Here is a 20,962-nt window from a genome sequence, read left to right on the forward strand (position 1 = left end):
CCGAACTTTTCCAGGCTGTGCTGCTACAAAGAAGCTGTTTTCTACCCATATATAAGGTGATTCCATGAGCCAGACCCCCATCTACAAACGCATCCTCCTCAAACTCTCGGGTGAAGCGCTGATGGGCGAGGATAGTTATGGGATCAACCGCGCGACCGTCGAGCGCATCGTGGCCGAGGTCAAGGAAGTGGCCGAGTTGGGTGTGCAGATTGCAGTCGTGATTGGCGGCGGCAATATCTTCCGTGGTGTGGCGCCGGCTGCGGCCGGGATGGATCGTGCTACGGCCGACTATATGGGCATGCTGGCCACCGTGATGAATGCGATGGCGCTGCAGGATGCGATGCGCCAGCAAGGTCTGGTCAGCCGCGTGCAGTCGGCGCTGACCATCCAGCAGGTCGCCGAGCCCTATATCCGCCCGAAGGCCATCCAGTACCTCGAAGAGGGCAAGGTAGTGATCTTCGGTGCCGGTACCGGTAACCCATTCTTCACCACCGATACGGCCGCTGCCTTGCGCGGCATGGAAATGAACGCCGACATCGTGATGAAGGCCACCAAGGTGGATGGCGTGTACACCGATGATCCGAAGAAGAACCCGGATGCGGTGCGCTACTCCAAGCTGACCTTCGACGAGGCGATCAGCAAGAATTTGAAGGTAATGGATGCGACCGCCCTGGCGCTGTGCCGCGATCAGAACATGAATATCCGTGTGTTCAGCATCTTCAAGGCGGGTGCGCTCAAGCGCGTGGTACTCGGCGAAGACGAGGGTACGCTGGTACACTGCTGAGCTTGCCGCCCGGCGTCGACGCTTTTCTGAGTCGGCTAGAGCGGTGTGCTTGCGCCCTTGCTGATGACAGCAAGGCGGCGTGCCACGGCGGATAGCGGTGGCGTGCCTGAAAAAATTTCGCGCGGACTCCCAAGGTGTCCGCGTTTTCATATCTGAATTGAATTAATGCAGGAGCGAGAGCGATGATCGCCGACGTGAAAAAGAACGCCGAACAGAAAATGCTGAAATCGGTGGAAAACCTGAAGGCCAACTTGGCCAAAGTCCGTACTGGCCGTGCCCATGCCGGTCTGCTTGACCATGTGATGGTCGATTACTACGGCAACCCGACCCCGATCAACCAAGTGGCCAGCGTGGGCCTGATGGATGCGCGCACCCTATCGGTGTCGCCGTTCGAAAAGAAGATGGCAGCTGCCATCGAAAAGGCAATCCGCGATTCCGACCTCGGTCTGAACCCCGCCTCGATGGGTGATGTGGTGCGTGTGCCGATGCCGGCGTTGACCGAAGAGCGCCGTAAGGACCTGATCAAGGTGGTGCGTGGCGAAGCCGAAGATAGCCGCGTGGCAGTGCGCAATGTGCGTCGCGATGCGAATGAGCAGCTGAAGAAGGGCGTGAAGGACAAGCTGGTGTCGGAGGATGAGGAGCGCCGCGCATCCGACGATATCCAGAAGCTGACTGACAAGGCGATTGCCGAGATCGACAAGCAGCTGGCCGATAAAGAAAAAGAACTGCTGACGGTGTAAGCGGAAAACCGTCGTGGCTCTGTTCAAAAGTTCTACCCAGGCTGTGCCTGAAGTGGCCTGCGTGCCGCGCCATATCGCCATGATCATGGATGGCAACGGGCGCTGGGCCAAGAAGCGTTTTCTGCCACGTGTGGCCGGGCACAAGCAGGGGGTGGAAACCCTGCGCGAAATGGTCAAGGCCTGCGATGAGCTGGGGGTGGAGTTCCTGACCCTGTTCGCTTTCTCCAGTGAAAACTGGCGCCGGCCGCAGGAGGAGGTGTCCTTCCTGATGGGCTTGTTCCTTACCGTGCTCGAGCGTGAGGTCAACAAGCTCGACAAGAAGGGCATTCGCCTCAAGCTGATCGGTCGGCGCGATCGTTTCGCGCCGGAGATCGTGCGTATGATCGAAGCGGCCGAGGCGCGTACTGCAGCCAATACCGGTCTGACGCTGACCATTGCCGCTGACTACGGCGGTCGTTGGGATGTGTTGCAGGCTACCCAGGCCCTGCTGCGCGCGCGGCCCGATTTCGCCACTGGTACGGTGGATGAGGATGCACTGACGCCCTATCTGGCTATGTCCTATGCGCCGGAGCCCGATCTCTTCGTGCGCACCGGCGGCGAGGCGCGCATCTCCAACTTCCTGCTCTGGCAGCTCGCCTATACCGAGCTGTACTTCACCGATGTGTTCTGGCCCGACTTCGATCGTGCCCAGCTGCAGATCGCCATCGACTCCTACCGCCAACGCGAACGTCGCTTTGGCCGTACCAGTGAGCAGCTCAAGGAAAGCGCATGCTGAAAACCCGTGTGCTGACCGCGCTGCTCTTGCTGCCTGCGGTCCTGGCGGCCCTGTTTCTCGACCCGCCCCTGGTCTGGGGCGGCTTCGCCCTGTTTGCACTGAGTTTTGGCGCTTGGGAATGGGCGCGCTTTGCCCGTTTCGACCGGGCCGAGCAGGGTGTATTCATCGCCGCTTTTGTGCTGCTGGGCGTCGCCTGGCTGCTGTTGCCGCTGGCCAAGAGCTGGGCGCCGCTGCTGGATGCGTTTGCCCTGCTGTTCTGGCTGTTGGCGGTGCCGCTCTGGCTGCGCCAGAAATGGACACTCAAGCATAAATGGTCGTCAGCGCTGCTTGGCTGGCTGATCCTGCTGGCTGCGCTGGCCGCCGTCACCCGCTTCCGTGAAATGCAACAAGGCCCGTTGGTCCTGCTGCTGGTGTTGGCGATTGCCTGGGTGGCTGATATCGCTGCCTACTTTGCTGGCCGTGCCTTCGGGCGCCGCAAGCTGGCGCCCAGCATCAGCCCCGGTAAGAGCTGGGAGGGCGTGTATGGCGCGCTGGTAGCCGTCAGTGTCTACCTGGTCACCCTGCAGCAGTTGGGCGCACCCTTGGTGTCGCAGCTGCCGCTCTGGCTGTTGCTGCCGCTCGGTTGGGCGCTGACCGCGGTCAGCGTGGTCGGCGATCTGTTCGAATCGCTGCTCAAGCGTCAGGTGGGGCTCAAGGATTCCAGCAATCTGCTGCCCGGCCACGGCGGTGTGCTCGACCGCGTCGACAGCCTGCTGGCTCTGGCGCCGGTGGCAGCCGCACTACTCTTCGTCTACGCACTCGCCCTGGCCTAATTGTTGGATTCCCTGCCCATGGCTTCTCCGCTTCAGCGCCTTACCATTCTTGGCTCCACCGGCAGCATTGGCCTTAGCACGCTGGATGTGGTGGCGCGCCATCCCGATCGCTACCAGGTCTTTGCCCTGTCGGCACATGGTCAGCTCGACAAGCTGGTCGCTCAGTGCGCGCAGTTCCGCCCGCGCCATGCGGTGCTGGCCGATCCGGCCCGCCTACCCGAGCTGCGCGAGCGGCTGGCTGTGGCCGGTCTAGGCGATATCGAGGCCTCAGCGGGCGTGCAGGCGTTGGAATATGTGGCCAGCCATGCTGAAGTTGACGCCGTGATGGCAGCGATTGTCGGCGCGGCCGGCATGCGCCCCACGCTGGCGGCCGCACGCGCTGGCAAGCGTGTACTGCTGGCCAATAAAGAAACCCTGGTCATGGCCGGCCGCCTGTTCATGGATGCGGCGCGCGAGGGTGGTGCGACCTTGCTGCCTATCGACAGCGAGCACAATGCGATCTATCAATGCCTGCCGCAGCCCTTCAATGATCAGCCTGCCCAAGGTGTGCAGCGTATTCTGCTGACGGCCTCGGGTGGTCCTTTCCGACAGTTCAGCGCCGAGCAGCTGCGCGAGGTGACGCCCGCGCAGGCGGTCAAGCACCCGAACTGGTCGATGGGGCGCAAGATCTCGGTCGATTCCGCCAGCTTGATGAACAAGGGTCTCGAAGTCATCGAGGCGCGCTGGCTGTTCGATCTGCAGCCCGAGCGCATCGCGGTGGTCGTGCATCCGCAGAGCGTGATCCATTCCATGGTCGAGTATGTGGATGGCTCGGTGCTGGCTCAGCTCGGCAATCCTGATATGCGTACTCCTATCGCCTATGGCCTGGCCTGGCCTGAACGTATTGACGCCGGGGTCGCCTCGCTCGACCTGTTCCAGATTGCCCGGCTGGATTTCGAGCAACCCGATACCGAACGTTTTCCCTGTCTGGCGCTGGCCTTCGAGGCGCTGCGCCTGGCCGGTGCGGCGCCGGCTGTGCTGAATGCGGCCAATGAAGAGGCGGTGGCGGCCTTCCTGGATGCGCGCATCGGCTTTACCGATATCGCAGGCCTGAATGAGGCCGCCCTGCGTAGCGTGAGTGCCGCTTTCGATGCCGACTCGCTGGACAGCCTGATTGCAGCCGATGCGAGCGCGCGCGAGTTTGCCCGCGGCTGGCTCAGCCAGCACGGGCATTGAGTGGACGAACGCACCACGCCCAATCCAGTCTACTGCAGGTGTACTAGGCCGTCCCGTGTTTGGGCGGCCGTGCTTCGAGAGGTTTGAGTATGTCTATCCTGATTACCCTGCTGGCCTTCGCTCTGGCGATCGGTGTGCTGGTCACCGTGCATGAATTTGGTCACTACTGGGTGGCGCGTCGTTGCGGCATCAAGGTGCTGACTTTCTCGATCGGCTTTGGCAAGCCGCTGCTCAAATGGCAGCGCGGCGAGACGCAATGGCAGCTGGCGGCGATTCCGCTCGGCGGCTATGTGCGTATGCTGGATGAGCGTGAAGCGCCGGTCGCCGAGGTGGAGCTTGCGCGCGCCTTCAATCGCCAGACGGTGGGCAAGCGCATCGCCGTGGTGGCGGCTGGCCCGATCGCCAACTTCCTGCTCGCCATCCTCGTCTACTGGGCCATCTTCCTGAATGGCGTGGAAGTGCTGACACCGCGCATCGGTAGCGTCGCGCCGGCAACCATGGCAGCCGAAGCGGGCTTTCTGCCTGGTGACACGCTGAACCGCATCGATGGTGAGGAGATCGAGAGCTGGGCTGCTGCCCGCCTGAGTCTGATCGAGCGCGCGGCCGCCAAGGCGCGCGTGCAAGTGGAAGTCAGCCGCCCGAATGGTGGCGTGGTCAATCGCGAACTGGATTTCGCCCAGATCGACAAGGAATGGATCGATGGCGATCTGGCTGGCCGCATCGGCCTGTCCATCGCGGTCTATCGGCATGAGTTGGGTGCGCTGCTGCCGGATGGCGCGGCGGCCCAGGCGGGCCTGCGTGCTGGTGACCGACTCTGGAAGGTGGGCGAGCAGGCGACGCCTGATTGGGTTAGTTTCGCGGCGGCGATTCGTGCCCGCCCGGATCAGGCAACCGAGATTACGGTCTTGCGCGATGGCGCGCCGCTGACCGTGAAGCTGCGCCCGAAGGCGGTACAGGATGGCGAGGCGCGTATTGGTCGTATCGGTGCGGCCCCGGCCGTGGATATCGAGGCCATGCAGTCGCTGCGTAAGCCGGTGCAATACGGCGTGTTCTCCGCGCTCGCTCAGTCGCTGCAGCAGACCTGGACCACCACGGCGCTGTCCCTGAAGATGATGTGGCGCATGCTGACCGGCAATGTCTCGGTCAAGCAGCTGTCCGGCCCAGTGGCGATTGCCGATTATGCGGGCCAGAGTGCGCAATATGGCCTGCGCGCCTATCTGGAGTTTCTCTGCCTGATCAGCATCAGTCTCGGGGTGATGAACCTGCTGCCTGTGCCGGTGCTGGACGGCGGTCATTTGATGTATTATTTCGCCGAAATTTTGCGGGGCCGGCCCTTGTCGGAGCGCGCCATGGAACTCGGGCAGCGCGTGGGCGTCGGACTCCTCGCGGCCTTGATGGTTGTGGCAGTGTTCAACGACCTCACGCGCTTGGTCGGCAGCTGATTCAGCTGTTGATCCCATCCTCAATCACCGGTGCCGTCACCGCCTGTTGGCGGCGCCAGATTTGTTTATGAAACCGACCTCGATCTCCCTCGCCCTGCTGGCCGTGTTCGGCCTCGCCACTCCCGCTTACGCATTCGAACCCTTTGTCATCAAGGAAATCCGCGTCGAAGGCATCCAGCGCACCGAAGCCGGTACGGTTTTCAACTATCTGCCGGTGAAGGTCGGCGATAGGATGGACGACGAGAAGGCACAGGCCGCCGTCAAGGCCCTGTTTGCCACCGGCTTCTACCGCGATGTGCGCATCGAGGCCGATCAGGACGTGCTGGTGGTGGCCTTGGACGAGCGTCCGGTGATTGCTGCGATCCAGATCAATGGCGCCAAGGAATTCGAATCCGATCAGCTGCTGAAGGCACTGCGCGAGAATGGTCTGGCCGAGAGCCGCACCTTCGACCAGTCGGTGCTTGGCTCGGCCGAGCAGGAACTCAAGCGCCAGTACTACAGCCGCGGCAAGTATTCGGTGCAGATCAAGACCACGGTCACCCGCCTGGAGCGCAACCGGGTCTCGATTGGCTTCGATATCTCCGAAGGCCTGGTCGCCACCATCAAGCAGATCAATCTGGTCGGCAACGAGACCTATAAGGAAAGTGAGCTCAAGGACAGCTTCCAGCTCAATACCGGCGGCTGGTTCTCCTGGTTTACCAAGTCCGATCAGTATTCCAAGCCCAAGCTGCAAGCCGACATTGAAGCCTTGCGCTCCTTCTATCTCGATAACGGCTACCTGGAATTCAATATCAATTCCCAGCAGGTCGCGCTGTCTGATGACAAGAAGGACATGTTCCTGACCGTCAATCTGGAAGAGGGTAAGCAGTTCACCGTCAGCGCGGTGCGCTTTGCTGGCGACCTGATCGTGCCTGAGGCGGAGCTGGCCAAGCTGGTTGATATCAAGCCGGGCGAGGTGTTCTCGCGCGCCAAGATCAATGCGGCCACCGAGCAGATTTCCGACCGCCTGGCCAATGAGGGCTATGCCTTCGCCAATATCAATGCGGTGCCCGAGATCAACCAGGAAAAGTCGCAGGCCGCCTTTACCTTCTATGTCGATCCGGGCCGCAAGACCTATGTGCGCCGCGTGAATATCAGCGGTAACACCCGCACTCGCGACGAAGTGATCCGCCGCGAGCTGCGTCAGCTGGAGGCCGCGCCGTTTGCCGGCTGGAAGATCAAGCGTTCCAAGGAGCGTCTCGATCTGCTTGGCTACTTCTCGGAAGTGAATATCGACACTCCGCTGGTGGCCGATAGCACTGACCAGGTCGATGTGAACGTGACCGTGGTCGAGAAGCAGACCGGCAATATCCAGGTGGGTGCCGGCTACTCGCAGTCCGAGGGCATGGTGCTGTCGGGCTCGATTGCTCAGGCCAATATCTTCGGTAGCGGCAAATATCTGAAGCTGGAGCTGAACACCAGCTCGAGCAGCCGTGTGTATGCGCTGTCCTTCACCAACCCGTATGCGACGCCCGATGGCGTGTCGCGTGGCTTCGATATCTACAAGCGCAGCTACGATGCGTCCGAGTCGAGCACCTCGATCGGCGCCTATCTGAACGATACCGTGGGTCTGGGCATGCGCTGGTCGGTGCCAGTGTCTGAGTACGATAGCGTCAATTTTGGCCTGACTGGCGAGCGCTCCAAGCTCACCGTCTACCAGAACAGCCCGCAACGCTATATCGACTTCGTGAACAAGAACGGCGATACCAATCTGACCTTCCTGGGTACGGCTGGCTGGGCGCGCGATACGCGCGACAGCGCACTCTTCCCCACTCGTGGCCGCCTGATGACGGTCAGCGGCGAAGTGGCCCTGCCTGGCGGCGATATCCAGTACGCCAAGCTGACCGCCCAACATCAGTGGTTTGTGGCACTGAACAAGACCTTCACCTTCCTGTGGAATGTGGAAGCCGGTATCGGCAAGGGCTATAGCGGCGATACACTGCCGTTCTACTCGAGCTTCTTCGCCGGTGGCGTGGGCTCGGTGCGTGGCTATGAGAGCTCCAGCCTGGGTCGTGTCGACTCGGCCGGCAATAATCTCGGCGGTAACCGCCGCCTGGTCAGCAATCTGGAGTTGCTGCTGCCCATGCCGGGCATGAAGAACGACAAATCTGTGCGCTTGTCCGCCTTTGTGGACGGCGGTAGTGTCTGGGGCGAGGGGCAGAAGTTTGCGCTTGACGACCTGCGCTACTCGACCGGCGTGGCGCTGAGCTGGCTGGCACCGGTGGGGCCGATGAAGTTCAGCTATGCCAAACCCCTGAATGCCAAGGCCGACGATAAACTCGAGCGCTTCCAGTTCTCGCTTGGCCAGATTTTCTGATTCAGCCTGCTTTTCAGTACTGATTCGCTACAAAGAGGTAGTCATCGTGAAACGCCTGCTCAGCCTATTGCTTTCCACCACCTTGCTGGCGCCCGCCATGGCCCAGGACATCAAGGTCGGCTTCGTCAATCTCGACCGCATCCTGCGCGAGTCTGGCCCTGCCGTGAAGGCCACCAAGAAGCTGGAAAAGGAATTCGCCGCGCGCGAGAGCGAGCTGAAGAAGGTGACCGAGCAGGCGCGCGCGCGCCAGGTCGAACTCGACAAGGGCGGCCTGACCATGGCCGAGACCGACCGCCGCAATAAGGAGCGTGAACTCATCAAGCTGCAGCAGGACCAGACCCGTATGCAGCGCGAGTTCCGCGAAGACCTGAATGTACGCCGCAATGAAGAACTCTCGGGCATCCAGGAACGTGTTTACAACACGATCCAGCAGATCGCCGCGGCCGAGAAATTCGATGCCATCCTGCAAGAAGCCGTTTACATCAATCCCAAGCTCGACATCACCGAAAAGGTGTTGAAGGCCTTGGCTGATAAGTAAGCCATGCCGTCCTATCGGCTGTCCGATTTCATCGCCCGTTTCGGCGGCGAGTTGCTGGGTGCAGACGTGGAGATCCAGCAGGTTGCCACGCTGGAAGCTGCAGGCAGCACCCAGATCGCCTTTCTTGCCAATCCCAAGTACGCGCGCCAGCTGGCCGAAACGGCCGCCGGCGCCATCGTGCTGGGCGATAAAGCGCGTGCACTGACCGATAAGCCACGCATCGTGGCGGCCAACCCCTATCTGTATTTCGCGCAGATTTCCACCTTGCTCAACCCGCCGCGTCGTCCCGCGCCAGGCATCCATCCGAGTGCGGTGATTGCAGCCGGTGCGCAGATCGACCCGAGTGCGGCCATCGGCCCCTTTGTCAGCGTGGGCGAGGGTAGCCGTATCGGTGCAGACTGCGTGCTGGCTGCCGGCGTGCAGCTTGGCGCGGATGTGCAACTGGGTGCGGCGAGCTGGCTGCATGCGAATGTGGTGGTCGGCGACAGCTGCCAGCTTGGTGAGCGCGTGATCGTGCACCCGAATGCGGTGATCGGTGCCGACGGTTTTGGCAATGCCTGGACCGGTGAGGCCTGGTACAAGATTCCCCAGATCGGCCGCGTGCTGATCGGCAATGATGTTGAGATCGGTGCGTCGACCACCATTGATCGTGGTGCGCTCGGCGATACCGTGCTGGAGGACGGCGTAAGGCTGGATAATCAGATTCAGATTGCCCACAACGTACATATCGGTAAACACACCGCCATGGCCGGCTGTGTCGGTGTGGCCGGCTCCACCCGCATCGGTGCCTATTGCACCTTTGGCGGCAGCGCGATGATCCTCGGTCATCTGGATATCGCCGATAAGGTCAATGTGATGGCCGGCACGCTGGTGGGCAAATCCATCCTCAAGGCTGGCACCTATGTCGGCCAGTATCCGGTGCAAAGCCATGAAGACTGGCTGGCCAATGCCGCGCATCTGCGCCGCTTGGACGGCATGGCGACACGCCTGAAAGAACTTGAACGTAAAGTCGGCCGCTTCGATGCCGACCAGGGAGAATGAGATGAGCGATACCCAAGTACAGAGCTTAGAAACCATGGATATCCAGGGCATCCTGGATCATCTGCCGCACCGCTTTCCCTTTCTGCTGATCGACCGGATCACTGAACTCGTACCGGGCGAGCGCGTGGTGGCGCTGAAGAATGTGTCCTACAACGAGCCCTTCTTCGTCGGCCACTTCCCCAAGTACCCGGTTATGCCCGGTGTGCTGATCGTGGAAGCGATGGCCCAGGCTGCTGGCGTGCTGAGCTTCCGCACCACTGGCGACAAACCGAAGGACGGCTTTCTCTACCTGTTCGCCGGCATCGATAATGTGCGCTTCAAGTCGCAGGTCACGCCAGGCGACCAGATGCTGATCGAGGTGAAGATCGAGCGCCGCGTGCGCAATATCTGGAAGTACAAGGCGGTGGCACGGGTGAACGGCAATGTGGTGGCCGAGGCCGACCTGATGTGCGCCCAGGTGCCGACCAATGCTGCACCGGCCACCCCGGCCGCCTGAGGAGCTTCATATGGCACGCATACATGCCAGTGCCGTGGTGCACCCCGGCGCACGTCTGGCCGACGATGTGGAAATCGGCCCCTTCAGCCTGATCGGCGAGCATGTCGAGATCGGGGCCGGTACGCGCGTTGGTCCGCACTGCGTGATCGATGGCCACACGCGCATCGGTCGCAATAATGTGTTTCACGGCTCGGCCCATATTGGTTGCGAGCCGCAGGACAAGAAATACCAGGGCGAGCCGACCCAGCTAGTGATTGGCGACGGCAATAGCGTCTATCAGTTCGTCACCATCTCCACCGGCACGGTGCAGGACCAGGGCATCACCAGCCTGGGCGATGACAACTGGATCATGGCCTATGTGCATATCGCCCACGATTGCCGCATTGGTAGCCATACCATCCTGGCCAATAACGCCACGGTGGCCGGCCATGTGCATCTGGGCGACTATGTGTTCCTCGGCGGTTTCACCACCATCCACCAGTTCTGCAAGATTGGTGCGCATGCGATGACCGCCTTTACTGCCGCGGTTGCGCAGGATATCCCGCCCTATGTGACGGCAGCTGGCAACCGTGCCGCCCCGGCTGGCATCAATAGCGAGGGCCTGAAGCGTCGTGGCTTTACGGCGGAGCAGATTCTCGAGATCAAGCGCGCCTATAAGCTCATCTATCGCCAGAATCTGGCGCTGGACGACGCTTTGGCCCAGATCACCGAGCGTGCAGCCGCGCACCCTGAGCTGCAGGCCTTTGTCGATTTCATCCCTACCGCCAGCCGTGGCCTGATCCGCTAAGGCGGTTGCGCGGTTTCAATCTTCTGCAGAAAACATCCCATGCCGTCTGCCCATGACGACAGTCTGTTTGATGGCCACCGCGGCCCCCGTATTGCCATTGTCGCGGGCGAATCGTCCGGTGACGCGCTTGGCGCGAGCCTGATCGAGGCGGTGCTGCGCCGTCGCCCGGACGTACGCTTCGCAGGCATTGCCGGCCCGAAGATGCAGTCAGCTGGCGCGAAGTCGCTATTCCCGATGAGCCGCCTTGCGGTGATGGGCTATGTCGAGGTACTCAAGCGTCTGCGCGAGTTGCTTGGCATTCGTGCCAGCCTGCGCGAGCGCTGCTTGGCAGAGCGGCCTGACCTCTTCATCGGTATCGACGCGCCCGACTTCAATCTTGGCCTCGAGAAGAAGCTCAAGGACGCCGGCATTCCTACCGTGCACTACTGCAGCCCATCGATCTGGGCTTGGCGCGGTGAGCGTGTGCACAAGATCAAGGCGGCCACCAGCGAGGTGCTGTGCCTGTTCCCATTCGAGAAGCCGCTGTACGACGCCGTAGGCGCCAAGGCGACCTATGTCGGCCACCCGCTGGCCGACAGCATGGCGCTGACGCCCAAGCGCAGCGAGATTCGCGAAACCATCGGGGTTGGCGAGCAGCAGCTGGTGTTCACCTTTCTGCCCGGCAGCCGGGTCAGCGAGGTCAACTTCCATGCTGAGCTGTTTATCGAAACGGCAAGGCGTCTGCACGCGCGTTATCCGCAGGCGGTCTTCCTGGTGCCGCTGGTCACGCGCGAAACGCGCGATCTGTTCGATACCGCCCGTTACACCCATAAGGCGCTCGATCTGCCGCTGCGGCTGATGTTTGGTCACGCCCAGGAAGCGATGCAGGCCGCCGATGTGATCCTGGTCGCCTCTGGCACCGCCACGTTGGAAGCCATGCTGGCCAAGCGCCCGATGGTGATCACCTACCGGCTGACCGAGACCACCTACAAGATGGTGCGCAAGAAGATGCGCCTGCCCTATGTGGGCCTGCCGAATGTGCTGGCCGGGCGCTTCGTAGTGCCCGAGCTGCTCCAGCACGAGGCGACCGCGGACAATCTGGCCCAGGCACTGGCCAATTATGTGGACAACAAGAAACTGGGCGAGGCACTTGGTGAGTTCTTTACCGAGCAGCATGCGACCTTGCGCCAGGATGCGGCCGAGCGCGCTGCCGACGCCGTACTCGCCTATCTGCAAGGCCGGCCATGAGTACCGTGCTGGTCTGCGGTGTGGATGAGGCGGGCAGGGGGCCGCTGGCCGGCTCGGTCTTCGCCGCGGCGGTCATCCTGGGCGACGACCATGGCATCGTCGGCCTGGCTGATTCCAAGGTGCTGACCGCACCGCGCCGCGCGGCCTTGTTTGATGAGATTCAGTCCAAGTCGCTGGCCTGGTCGATTGCCAGCGCCAATGTGGCCGAGATCGATCAGCTCAATATCCTGCAGGCCACCATGCTGGCCATGCTGCGCGCCGTGCAAGGCCTGCCTACGCCGGCCAGCGCGGCGCTAATCGATGGCAACCGCGTGCCCAAGGGCCTGCCTTGCCCGGCCCGCGCCATCGTCAAGGGCGATGCGCTCGAGCCGGCGATTTCCGCCGCATCCATTCTGGCCAAAGTGGCGCGTGACAATGAGCTGCTGGCCCTGGATAGGGAATTCCCTGTCTATGGTTTTGCAGAACACAAAGGCTATCCAACGCCCGCCCATCTGGCGGCACTGCAGGCGCATGGACCCTGTGTTGTCCACAGGCGCAGTTTTGCGCCAGTGCGCGCTGCGGCGGGTGCTGGCCAGCGCAGCTTGTGGTAAACAGCAGCGTTCGCTTCTATTTGTCATTCCGCCTGTACGGCAACTAATATTCCAACCGTTGCGTCGTTTCGGCGCGCCAACCGGCTAGCAAAAGCCGACGGGAGCAGGGCTAGATGTTTGTCATCATCGGTTATGTGTTCATGTGCGTCTGTATTCTCGGCGCGTATGCGTGGCACGGCGGGCACCTGGCGGTGCTCTGGCAGCCCTCCGAAATCGTGATCATCTTTGGCGGCGGCATTGGCGCCATGATCGCGGGCTACGGCTCCTCGCTGAAGTCGGTCATGAAGGCCATCCCTTCCATCTTCAAGGGCAGCGCCTACAGCAAGGCCTTCTACATGGATCTGTTTGCCCTCATGTACGAGATCCTGTCCAAGGTGCGCAAGGAAGGCCTGATGTCGATCGAGGGCGATGTGGAGAATCCGGATGCCAGCCCGCTGTTTTCCAAATACGCGACGGTGGCCAAGGATCACCATGTGATCGAGTTCATCTGCGACTACCTGCGCCTGATGGTGGGCGGCAATCTGAACGCCTTCGAAATCGAAAACCTGATGGATGTGGAAATCGAGGCCCATCACCACGAGGCCGAGGTGCCCGCGCAATTCATGGCCAAGCTGGCTGATGGCCTGCCGGCCTTCGGTATCGTGGCGGCGGTGATGGGCGTGGTGCACACCATGGGTTCGCTGCACCTGCCGCCGTCCGAGCTGGGCAAGCTGATCGGCGCCGCGCTGGTCGGTACCTTCATGGGTATCTGGCTGGCTTACGGCTTCTTCGGCCCCTTGGCCACGGTGCTGGAAACCAAGGTCAATGAAGGCACCCGCGTATTCCAGACCATCAAGGTCACCTTGCTGGCCAGCCTGAATGGCTATGCGCCGCAGGTGGCGGTGGAATTTGGTCGTAAGGCCATGGAAAGCCATATGCGTCCGTCCTTCCTGGAGCTGGAAGAGCACGTGAAGAACAAGAAGGGCTGACCGTGTGGCTTAAGCCAGGAAGCGCAAGATGAGCGACGATTCGCAACGCCCCATTATCGTCAAGAAGATCAAGAAAGGCGGCCATGGTCACCATGGCGGCGCCTGGAAGATCGCCTATGCCGACTTCGTGACGGCCATGATGGCCTTCTTCCTGCTCATGTGGCTGCTTGGTTCGGCCACCAAGGGCGATCTGCGTGGGATTGCCGATTACTTTCAGAACCCGCTCAAGGTCTCGATGGCCGGTGGTTCGGGAGCGGGCGATTCGACCAGCGTGCTGCAGGGCGGTGGCTTGGACCTGTCGCGCAAGGCGGGTGCCTATCGCCGCAGCCCCGAGCAGGGCGACAAGAAGGTGCTGGATGGCCTGAAGAAGAAGCTGGAAGAGGCGCTGAAGAACTCCGCCTCCGGCAAGCTGGCCCAGTACAAGGATCAGATCCTGCTCGATATCACCCCAGAGGGGCTGCGCGTGCAGATCGTCGATCAGCAGAATCGGCCGATGTTCAAGAGCGGTAGTGAGCAGATGGAAGGCTATGCGGCTGACATCCTCAAGGAAATTGCCCTCATCCTGAACGAGGTGCCGAATCGACTTTCCTTGTCCGGCCACACCGATTCGGCCGGCTTTGCCGGTGGCGATGCGAATTTCAGCAACTGGGAGCTGTCGGCTGACCGCGCCAACTCCTCGCGCCGCCAGTTGATCTCCGGCGGCCTAGCCGGCCAGAAGATATTGCGCGTCGTCGGCTTGGCCGACTCGGTGCCTTTCGACACCGAGAACCCTGCCAATCCAGTCAACCGGCGCATCAGCATCATCGTGCTGAACAAGCAGGCGGAAGAGAACATCATGAAGCTGGCGGGCAAGGCCGCCGGTGATATGGAGCAGGTCGACGACGCGGCAACGGCCGCCTCGGCCATCAGCGCGGCCGCAGGCCCGGCTGCCGGCCAGCCGTGAGGCCTGCGCTGCTGGCGCTGGTCGTGCAGCTGGCTGCAGCTGCCTTGGCCTTGGGCCTGCTGAATGTGCTGGGCCTGCAAGCGGCCTGGTGGTGGCCCTTGCAGGCCTTGCTAGCCGCCAGCCTGAGCATACTGGCGCGGCAGCCGCGCTGGTGGTGGTTGATCCACCTGCTCTTCGTGCCCACGCTGGTCCTGGCGCTGCAGTGGGGGCTGTCGCCATGGTGGTATCTGCTGCTGTTTGTGTTGGCGCTCTTGCTGTTCGGGCGTGTCGACCGTAGCCGCGTGCCGCTTTACCTGAGTAATCAGGCTGCCCTGCAGGCGCTGGAGCAAGTGCTGCCGCAGGGCGCGCGCCTGCTGGATCTGGGCGCCGGCACGGGCACCGTGCTGCGCTACTTAGTCAGGCGCAAGGATTTGCAATTGGCGGGTGTCGAGCATGCCTGCCTACCCTACTGGCTGGCTAAGTTGCGTCTGGCGGGTAGTGGGTCAGCGCTAAAGCTGTGGCGTGGCGATCTGATGCGCACCCCGCTGGCGGAGTACGACGCTGTGTATGCCTTTCTCTCGCCGGCTGCCATGCCCGCACTGTGGGAGAAAGCCCGGCGCGAAATGCGCAGCGGCAGCCTGCTGATCAGTAATACCTTCACCATTCCCGGCCAGCCAGCCGACCAGGTGATCGAACTCAATGACTGGAAGGGCGCAAGGCTATACCTATGGCGAATGCCGTGACCGCAGCAAGTAATGCCGCTCAGCCCGCGCCGAATAATGAGGCCTGGCTGGAGCTCTGGGCGCAGCGTGCCCTGCCCATCCTGCAGTCGACCAAGAGCGCCCTGACTGCCTATATCGGCCGCACCGAGGCCGCTCGTGTCGACCAAGTTGTCGAGCTGGTGCTGCGCGACCCGTTGCTGACCGCCCACGCCTTGCGCCATATCAACCAGCGTCGCCGCACCAGCATGGCGGCCGATGTGGTGTCGATTGAGAATGTGATTCTCTTGATGGGCCTGGAAGCCTTCGTCAACCAGTTCAGCCAGCTGCCCACGGTGGAGTCCTTGCTGCTGCCCAAGCAGCAGGCGCGCTATTTTTCCCTGTTGCGCCATATCGCCACCGCACGCCTGGCCGCGCGCCTGGCACGTGAGTTCGGCCTGCTGCGCTATGACTCGCGCCTGGACGAGATCTATGTGACGGCGCTATTGGCTGATCTGCCGTTGCTCCTGCGTCATCTGGACGCCGGCCTGGAAACGCCAGCCCCGGCGGTGGACATAGCCAGCGTGACCTTCCCGCTGTTTGCCCGCTGGCGCTTGCCGGAAGCCTTCAATAGCCTGCTGGATGAGAGCAGCGCAGCCAGCCAGCGCACCATGCTGCATCAGTCGGCCTTGCGTCTGGCCGATCATCTGCAGCTTGGCTGGTGGCAGACCGGGGTGGCCGATGAGGTACAGCTGGCTACCCAGGCCCTGGCCATGCCGCAGTTCGAGGTGTGGGCGCTGGTCTGCCGCAGCCTGCTGCATTTCGCGTGCGATGACTGGCCCTACCCGCAGATATTCGCCCCGGCGCGCTGGTTGCCCATGTTGCCGGGTGAATGGCCTAAGCCGGCCGTCAAGGCACCGCCCAAGCCAGCCAAGACCGAGACGCCAAGCTTGCAGGACATCCTGCGCGAATTGCAGCATGCCGGCCAGAGCGGTGCTTCCTTCAACCAGATCATGGGCTTGAGCATACGTGCCCAGGCCGATGCCATCGGTCTGAAGCGCATTGTGTTCGGCCTCTTGCTGGCCGGGCAGAATCTGCTCAAGGCGCGCTATGTGGTTGGCGCCAGCGATGATGACCCCTTGCGCAGCTTCCAGGTCGAACTAAGCATGCCGCATCTGTTTACCAAGCTGATGCTCAAGCCGCAGTCGGTCTGGTTGAATCAAGCCAACCGCAGCCAGTTCGAAGCACTGCTGCCGCGCGGCTTGCGCCTGGCGGTAGGCGACGGCGATTTCCTCGCCATGTCGCTATTCGTGGAAGATAAGCCGGTAGGCATCTTCTACGCCGACAACCACGGTGCAACCATCAGCGAGGCGCAGTACACCGCTTTCAAGCAGGTCTGCCTGATGGCCGGCCAGGCGCTGACCCAGCAGGCCAAGCGTCTGGCCCTTGGCCACTAGGGTGTCGCGCATACTCGGGCAGGGCTGCTTGGCCCTGCCGTCTCACCAGGTTATCTCCCCATGGACGTCATTCAGTCCCGTCAAAACCCTCTGATCAAGACTTGCAGCAAACTGGCCAGCAATCGGCGCGAACGCCTGAAGAGCGGCTTGAGCCTTCTGGATGGCCCACATCTGCTTGCGGCCGCTCTGGATGCCGGTCAAGTGCCACACAAGGTGCTGGTGGCGCAGGGGGCCGCACACAAGCCGGAGATCACGGCGCTGATTGCTAGGTTGAGCGTTAGCACGGTCTACGTGGCCGACAGTCTGTTTGTCGAGCTGAGTGAGCTCGAATCGAGCAGTGGCCTGCTGGCCGTCTGGCCGATTCCTGCGCCGCCTGAACCGCTGCGTGCCGGTCTGGTGCTCGCCCTGGATGGGGTGCAGGATCCGGGCAATGTCGGCGCCATCCTGCGTACCGCAGCAGCAGCCGGGGTCGAGCAGGTCTGGCTTTCGGCCGCCTGTGCCGATGTCTACTCGCCCAAGGTGCTGCGCGCCGGCATGGGCGCCCATTTCATGCTGCCGCTGATTGAGCGTGCGGCGCTGCCCGATTTGCTACAGGCTTTTGCTGGCCAGCGGGCCGTAACCGCGCTGGATGGCAGCATCTCCTTGTATGCGGCCGATCTATGCGGCAGCCTGGCCCTGGTCATGGGCAGCGAAGGGCAGGGGGTGTCGGCCGAAGTCCTGGCGCTGGCCAATCTGCGCGTTCGCATTCCGATGCGGGCCGGGCTGGAATCGCTGAATGTGGGTGCAGCGGCGGCCATCTGCCTGTACGAACGCGTGCGCCAGTCAGCGGCTTGAGCTGACCAGACCGAGCCGGCGACCCCAATTGCCCAGGTCGGCCAGCATGATGATATTGCCGGCTACGGCGCAGGCTATGCCCAACACCGTATGCACCTGCCAGACGAAGCCCTCGAACCAGCCTGAGAGCAGCAGGGCGATGATGGGTACCACCACCGCCACATAGCCGGCACGACCGGCGCCGATGCGGCCGAGCAAGGTCAGGTAGGCGGCGAAGGCCAGTACCGAGCCGAATACGGCCAGATAAAGCAGCGAGGCGAGATAGGCCGGGCGGGTATCGAAGGCGAGCGACTGGCCGGATAGCAGCGTGTACAGCAGGGCCAGGCTGCCACCGATCACCATGCCGTAGCCTATGCTGGGCAGCAATGGCGTGCCCAGATGGCGATTATGCTGGGCGACGATATTGCCGGCTGAGGCCAGTAGCGCGGCGCCGAGCCCGCAGAGGATGCCCAGCCAAGCCGAGCTACCGTGCACGGTGTTCAGCTCTGGCCAGAACACCAGCACGATGCCGAGCACGCCCAGGCCTGCGCCCAGCAGCGACTTGCCATCCACAGCCTTGCCAAATACCAGCCGCATGCCGAGCAGGTTGAATACCACCATGCTGGAATTGAGCACCGCCATCAGGCCGGACGCGATATGCAACTCGGCCTCGTAGACCAGCATATAGCTGATGCCGAACATTAGGCTGCCTTGCCCCGCCACCCCGGCCCACTCGCGCCGGCTCAGGCGCAGGCGCTCGCGCTTGGCTATACACCAGAGCAGGATCAGTAATCCGGCGAGCAGGAAACGATAGGCGACCGAGGCGCTGGCTGCGGTGACACCGTACTGAAAGGTGATCGCCAGCCAGGTCGAGCCCCAGATCAGGGTGGCAAGCAGATAGAGGGCAAGGTTCGGCATGGGCGGCCCCAAGGCTAAGGTGAGTGGACACCTTAGCCCGCTGCCCACCTGCTGGGCAGTGACGCCTGTCGATGCAAGGGGCGCACTGTGCCGTTACAGCGGTCTGAACTGTCCGGCAGCTGGCCGGTGCGTTCAGCCCAGGATTATCGAGGGCAGGCTGGCGCTGCGCGACCCAGGCTGAGGCAGGTTGTCCTGGCGGTGGTAGCTGAAAACCAGCGAGTACTTGGTTTGGTCGGTGCGGTTCCAGCCGGCGGCATGGAAGGTCAGCGCATGAAAGAACACCACATCGCCCGGCTGCAGTTCGGGGAAGACCGCACGCGCAATCAGCGCCTGGTTCTCGGGCAAATCGGGGCGCAGGAAAGCACGATTCTCAAAACGCTCCGGGCTGAAGTCGATCTTGTGGCTACCGGGCAGAAAGCCCAGGCAGCCGTTGTCGCGCCGTTCTTCCCCCAGGGCCAGCCATACCGAAACCAGCTGGCTGTCGGCAAAATTCCAGTAGCGGATATCGCGATGCCAATGCGTCTCGCTCGAGAAGGCTGGCTGCTTGGTCATCAGGCTATTGTGATGCGCCTGGGTCAGGGCAATCTGTTCGCTGCCCAGCAGCTGGCGCAGCCTAGCGGTCAGATTGGCCTGCGTTGCCCAGTCGCGATAAGCCTGGTCGCGCTGGAATACCTGTAACAGCCGCCGCGCGGTGCGCCCACCCGCCGCCTCGCGCGAGCTGGGTGCGCCCGGGTAACGCGTGTCCGCTTCATACTCGATAGGCTCAATGGCCTGGGCGAGCTGGGCCTGGCTTACCGCCAGGATGCGCTCGCGCAGTTCGGTATCGGCCAGGCCGCGGGCGACGAAGAAGCCATCGCGTTCAAAGGAAGCCAGTTCTTCTGGGGTGAATAGCGCAGCGGACATGATGGTGTTTTACAGGTAGGAGTGAGCAAGCTAGCCCTTAGGGGCGCCCATTCTACTCGCCTGCGCATCCCTCGGGCATTGCGCTGGCGCAATACGAGGCAGGTGCGTAATTTGCTCTGTTTATTGTCAATCTTGCGTGCGCGAGGTTCAGCCGGCAGTCCGGCTCATGGCACGGTCGCGGCTCGCCAAGGTCTGAAGCGTATAATCGCGCCGAAACGGAGTCTTCCCCATGCCCACTGCCATCAAGATTCATGCAGATCTGCCGCTGGTCTGGCATCCGCAAGCCGGGCCGGCCGGCACCGACGGCGTGTTGCTCTTGCGGGTGCTGGCCCTGCTGGAGGCGGCACCGCCGCACTATGACGAGGAAGACAGCGCCGAATTGCAACGCTGGCAGGCCATGGAGGCGCGCGTGGATCTGTCCCTGCACCTGCTGGGCCAGTTGTTGCTGCGCGATGGACCCTTGCCCCAAGTGTGCCCGGTCAGCTTGAGTGGCGACAGTGCCAGCTGGTGTAGCGATCAGGCGCTGCCGATCGGACAGCAGGGTACGCTGGCGCTGTACCTCTCGCCACGCATCCCACAGCCCCTGCTACTGCCGGCCCAGATTACCGCTGCCGAACAATTGCCTGCCGGGGGCTGGCAGTTGGAAGCGCATTTCAGACTGGGTGACGACGAGCTGCAGGACTGGTTGGACAAAACCATTTTCCGGCGCCACAGGCGCGAGATTTTTGAACGCAAGCATGCACATGAAGAATGAACTGCCGGGTGGCTGGTGTGATTGGTTGGCTGCTGAAACCCACCAGCCCTATTGGCAACAGCTGCAAGACTTTCTGGCTGCGGAACTGGCGGCCGGCAAAACCATCTTTCCGCCACCTTCGGCCAGATATGCCGCACTAGCTGGCCTGCAACCCGCACAGGTCAAGGTGGTGATCCTGGGGCAGGATCCGTATCACGGAGCAGGGCAGGCGCATGGCCTGAGCTTCTCAGTGCCATTTGGCGTGGTGCCGCCCCCTTCCCTGCGCAATATCTTCAAGGAGATTGCCCGGGATTTGGGTCATGCCCCGCCGCAGCATGGCAATCTGAGCGCCTGGGCCGAGCAGGGCGTCTTGCTGCTCAATAGCGTGCTGACCGTCGAGGCCGAGCGGGCTGGCTCGCACCGCAAGCGCGGCTGGGAGAAGTTTACTGATGCCTTGATTGCCAAACTGGCGCAGGAGCAGGATGGCTTGGTGTTTATGCTGTGGGGCAGCTATGCCGAGTCCAAGGCCGACCTGATCGACGCCCAGCGCCATTGCGTATTACGCTCGGTGCACCCGTCGCCGCTATCGGCTTATCGTGGCTTTATCGGCTGTGGCCACTTCTCCGCGGCCAATCGCTTTCTGCGTGAGCGCGGTAAGACGGAGATCGATTGGGCGCTGGCAGGCTGAGCGTGAACGTGGAAGGGTTAGGCAATAAAAAACGCCGCATTTGATGCGGCGTTTTTTAT

22 protein-coding genes are annotated in these 20,962 nt (G+C 62.3%); 20 read left to right on the forward strand and 2 right to left on the reverse strand.

Going from position 1 to position 20,962, the window contains the following annotated elements; genetic code table 11:
• Positions 1–64 precede the first annotated feature (64 nt).
• The 18 genes from pyrH to BT173_RS17825 all read left to right on the forward strand — a co-directional run bounded on the left by pyrH (position 65) and on the right by BT173_RS17825 (position 17,682).
• On the forward strand, positions 65–784 hold the full coding sequence (pyrH, locus tag BT173_RS17740) for a UMP kinase (RefSeq protein WP_072430014.1): 720 nt from the start codon (positions 65–67) through the stop codon (positions 782–784).
• Positions 785–966: 182 nt separating this feature from the next.
• Positions 967–1,524 (forward strand): ribosome recycling factor, encoded by a 558-nt coding sequence (gene frr, locus BT173_RS17745; RefSeq protein WP_072430015.1) that lies wholly within the window; start codon positions 967–969, stop codon positions 1,522–1,524.
• Positions 1,525–1,603: 79 nt separating this feature from the next.
• Positions 1,604–2,299, forward strand: a complete 696-nt coding sequence (uppS, locus tag BT173_RS17750; protein WP_217651506.1) for a polyprenyl diphosphate synthase — start codon at positions 1,604–1,606, stop codon at positions 2,297–2,299.
• Positions 2,293–3,111 (forward strand): phosphatidate cytidylyltransferase, encoded by an 819-nt coding sequence (locus BT173_RS17755; RefSeq protein ID WP_072430017.1) that lies wholly within the window; start codon positions 2,293–2,295, stop codon positions 3,109–3,111. Before uppS ends, BT173_RS17755 begins: the two co-directional genes overlap by 7 nt.
• Positions 3,112–3,129: 18 nt before the next feature.
• Positions 3,130–4,326: a 1-deoxy-D-xylulose-5-phosphate reductoisomerase gene (ispC, locus tag BT173_RS17760; RefSeq protein ID WP_072430018.1), complete on the forward strand. Its 1,197-nt coding sequence runs from the start codon at positions 3,130–3,132 to the stop codon at positions 4,324–4,326.
• Positions 4,327–4,415: 89 nt separating this feature from the next.
• Positions 4,416–5,768, forward strand: coding sequence for an RIP metalloprotease RseP (gene rseP / locus BT173_RS17765; RefSeq protein ID WP_072430019.1), 1,353 nt, complete (start codon positions 4,416–4,418; stop codon positions 5,766–5,768).
• A 67-nt stretch (positions 5,769–5,835) separates the two neighbouring features.
• Positions 5,836–8,124: an outer membrane protein assembly factor BamA gene (bamA, locus tag BT173_RS17770; RefSeq protein WP_072430020.1), complete on the forward strand. Its 2,289-nt coding sequence runs from the start codon at positions 5,836–5,838 to the stop codon at positions 8,122–8,124.
• A gap of 46 nt (positions 8,125–8,170) precedes the next feature.
• Positions 8,171–8,662, forward strand: coding sequence for an OmpH/Skp family outer membrane protein (locus tag BT173_RS17775; protein WP_072430021.1), 492 nt, complete (start codon positions 8,171–8,173; stop codon positions 8,660–8,662).
• A gap of 3 nt (positions 8,663–8,665) precedes the next feature.
• Positions 8,666–9,703, forward strand: coding sequence for a UDP-3-O-(3-hydroxymyristoyl)glucosamine N-acyltransferase (gene lpxD, locus BT173_RS17780; protein ID WP_072430022.1), 1,038 nt, complete (start codon positions 8,666–8,668; stop codon positions 9,701–9,703).
• Position 9,704: 1 nt separating this feature from the next.
• Positions 9,705–10,199, forward strand: a complete 495-nt coding sequence (gene fabZ / locus BT173_RS17785; RefSeq protein WP_308417593.1) for a 3-hydroxyacyl-ACP dehydratase FabZ — start codon at positions 9,705–9,707, stop codon at positions 10,197–10,199.
• A gap of 10 nt (positions 10,200–10,209) precedes the next feature.
• The gene (gene lpxA, locus BT173_RS17790) at positions 10,210–10,986 is read left to right on the forward strand and encodes an acyl-ACP--UDP-N-acetylglucosamine O-acyltransferase (protein ID WP_072430023.1); all 777 of its coding nucleotides are present in this window, start codon (positions 10,210–10,212) and stop codon (positions 10,984–10,986) included.
• A 39-nt stretch (positions 10,987–11,025) separates the two neighbouring features.
• The gene (gene lpxB / locus BT173_RS17795) at positions 11,026–12,213 is read left to right on the forward strand and encodes a lipid-A-disaccharide synthase (RefSeq protein ID WP_072430024.1); all 1,188 of its coding nucleotides are present in this window, start codon (positions 11,026–11,028) and stop codon (positions 12,211–12,213) included.
• A complete protein-coding gene (gene rnhB, locus BT173_RS17800; RefSeq protein ID WP_139256216.1) occupies positions 12,210–12,803 on the forward strand; it encodes a ribonuclease HII in 594 nt (197 codons plus the stop codon). The genes lpxB and rnhB overlap by 4 nt, the downstream gene beginning before the upstream one ends.
• A 113-nt stretch (positions 12,804–12,916) precedes the next feature.
• Positions 12,917–13,771 carry a flagellar motor stator protein MotA gene (gene motA, locus BT173_RS17805; RefSeq protein ID WP_072430025.1) on the forward strand — a complete coding sequence of 285 codons (855 nt, stop codon included), beginning with the start codon at positions 12,917–12,919 and terminating at the stop codon, positions 13,769–13,771.
• A gap of 28 nt (positions 13,772–13,799) precedes the next feature.
• Positions 13,800–14,714 carry a flagellar motor protein MotB gene (gene motB, locus BT173_RS17810; RefSeq protein ID WP_072430026.1) on the forward strand — a complete coding sequence of 305 codons (915 nt, stop codon included), beginning with the start codon at positions 13,800–13,802 and terminating at the stop codon, positions 14,712–14,714.
• Positions 14,711–15,436 (forward strand): class I SAM-dependent methyltransferase, encoded by a 726-nt coding sequence (locus tag BT173_RS17815; RefSeq protein ID WP_072430027.1) that lies wholly within the window; start codon positions 14,711–14,713, stop codon positions 15,434–15,436. The genes motB and BT173_RS17815 overlap by 4 nt, the downstream gene beginning before the upstream one ends.
• Positions 15,433–16,848, forward strand: a complete 1,416-nt coding sequence (locus BT173_RS17820; protein WP_175545634.1) for an HDOD domain-containing protein — start codon at positions 15,433–15,435, stop codon at positions 16,846–16,848. The genes BT173_RS17815 and BT173_RS17820 overlap by 4 nt, the downstream gene beginning before the upstream one ends.
• A gap of 60 nt (positions 16,849–16,908) precedes the next feature.
• On the forward strand, positions 16,909–17,682 hold the full coding sequence (locus BT173_RS17825; RefSeq protein WP_072430029.1) for a TrmH family RNA methyltransferase: 774 nt from the start codon (positions 16,909–16,911) through the stop codon (positions 17,680–17,682).
• Here BT173_RS17825 and BT173_RS17830 read toward each other — a convergent pair.
• Together BT173_RS17830 and BT173_RS17835 are read right to left on the reverse strand one after the other, a co-directional pair.
• Positions 17,671–18,579, reverse strand: a complete 909-nt coding sequence (locus BT173_RS17830) for a DMT family transporter (RefSeq protein ID WP_072430030.1) — start codon at positions 18,577–18,579, stop codon at positions 17,671–17,673. The genes BT173_RS17825 and BT173_RS17830 overlap by 12 nt on opposite strands.
• A 132-nt stretch (positions 18,580–18,711) precedes the next feature.
• Positions 18,712–19,482, reverse strand: coding sequence for a phytanoyl-CoA dioxygenase family protein (locus BT173_RS17835; protein ID WP_072430031.1), 771 nt, complete (start codon positions 19,480–19,482; stop codon positions 18,712–18,714).
• A 229-nt stretch (positions 19,483–19,711) separates the two neighbouring features.
• On the opposite strand from BT173_RS17835, the gene BT173_RS17840 reads away from it, so the two are divergent.
• Positions 19,712–20,236 carry a PilZ domain-containing protein gene (locus BT173_RS17840; RefSeq protein WP_072430032.1) on the forward strand — a complete coding sequence of 175 codons (525 nt, stop codon included), beginning with the start codon at positions 19,712–19,714 and terminating at the stop codon, positions 20,234–20,236.
• Positions 20,220–20,903 (forward strand): uracil-DNA glycosylase, encoded by a 684-nt coding sequence (gene ung / locus BT173_RS17845; protein WP_072430033.1) that lies wholly within the window; start codon positions 20,220–20,222, stop codon positions 20,901–20,903. The genes BT173_RS17840 and ung overlap by 17 nt, the downstream gene beginning before the upstream one ends.
• Positions 20,904–20,962 lie beyond the last annotated feature (59 nt).

This window comes from Chitinimonas taiwanensis DSM 18899 (genome assembly GCF_900119825.1).
GTDB lineage: Bacteria > Pseudomonadota > Gammaproteobacteria > Burkholderiales > Chitinimonadaceae > Chitinimonas > Chitinimonas taiwanensis.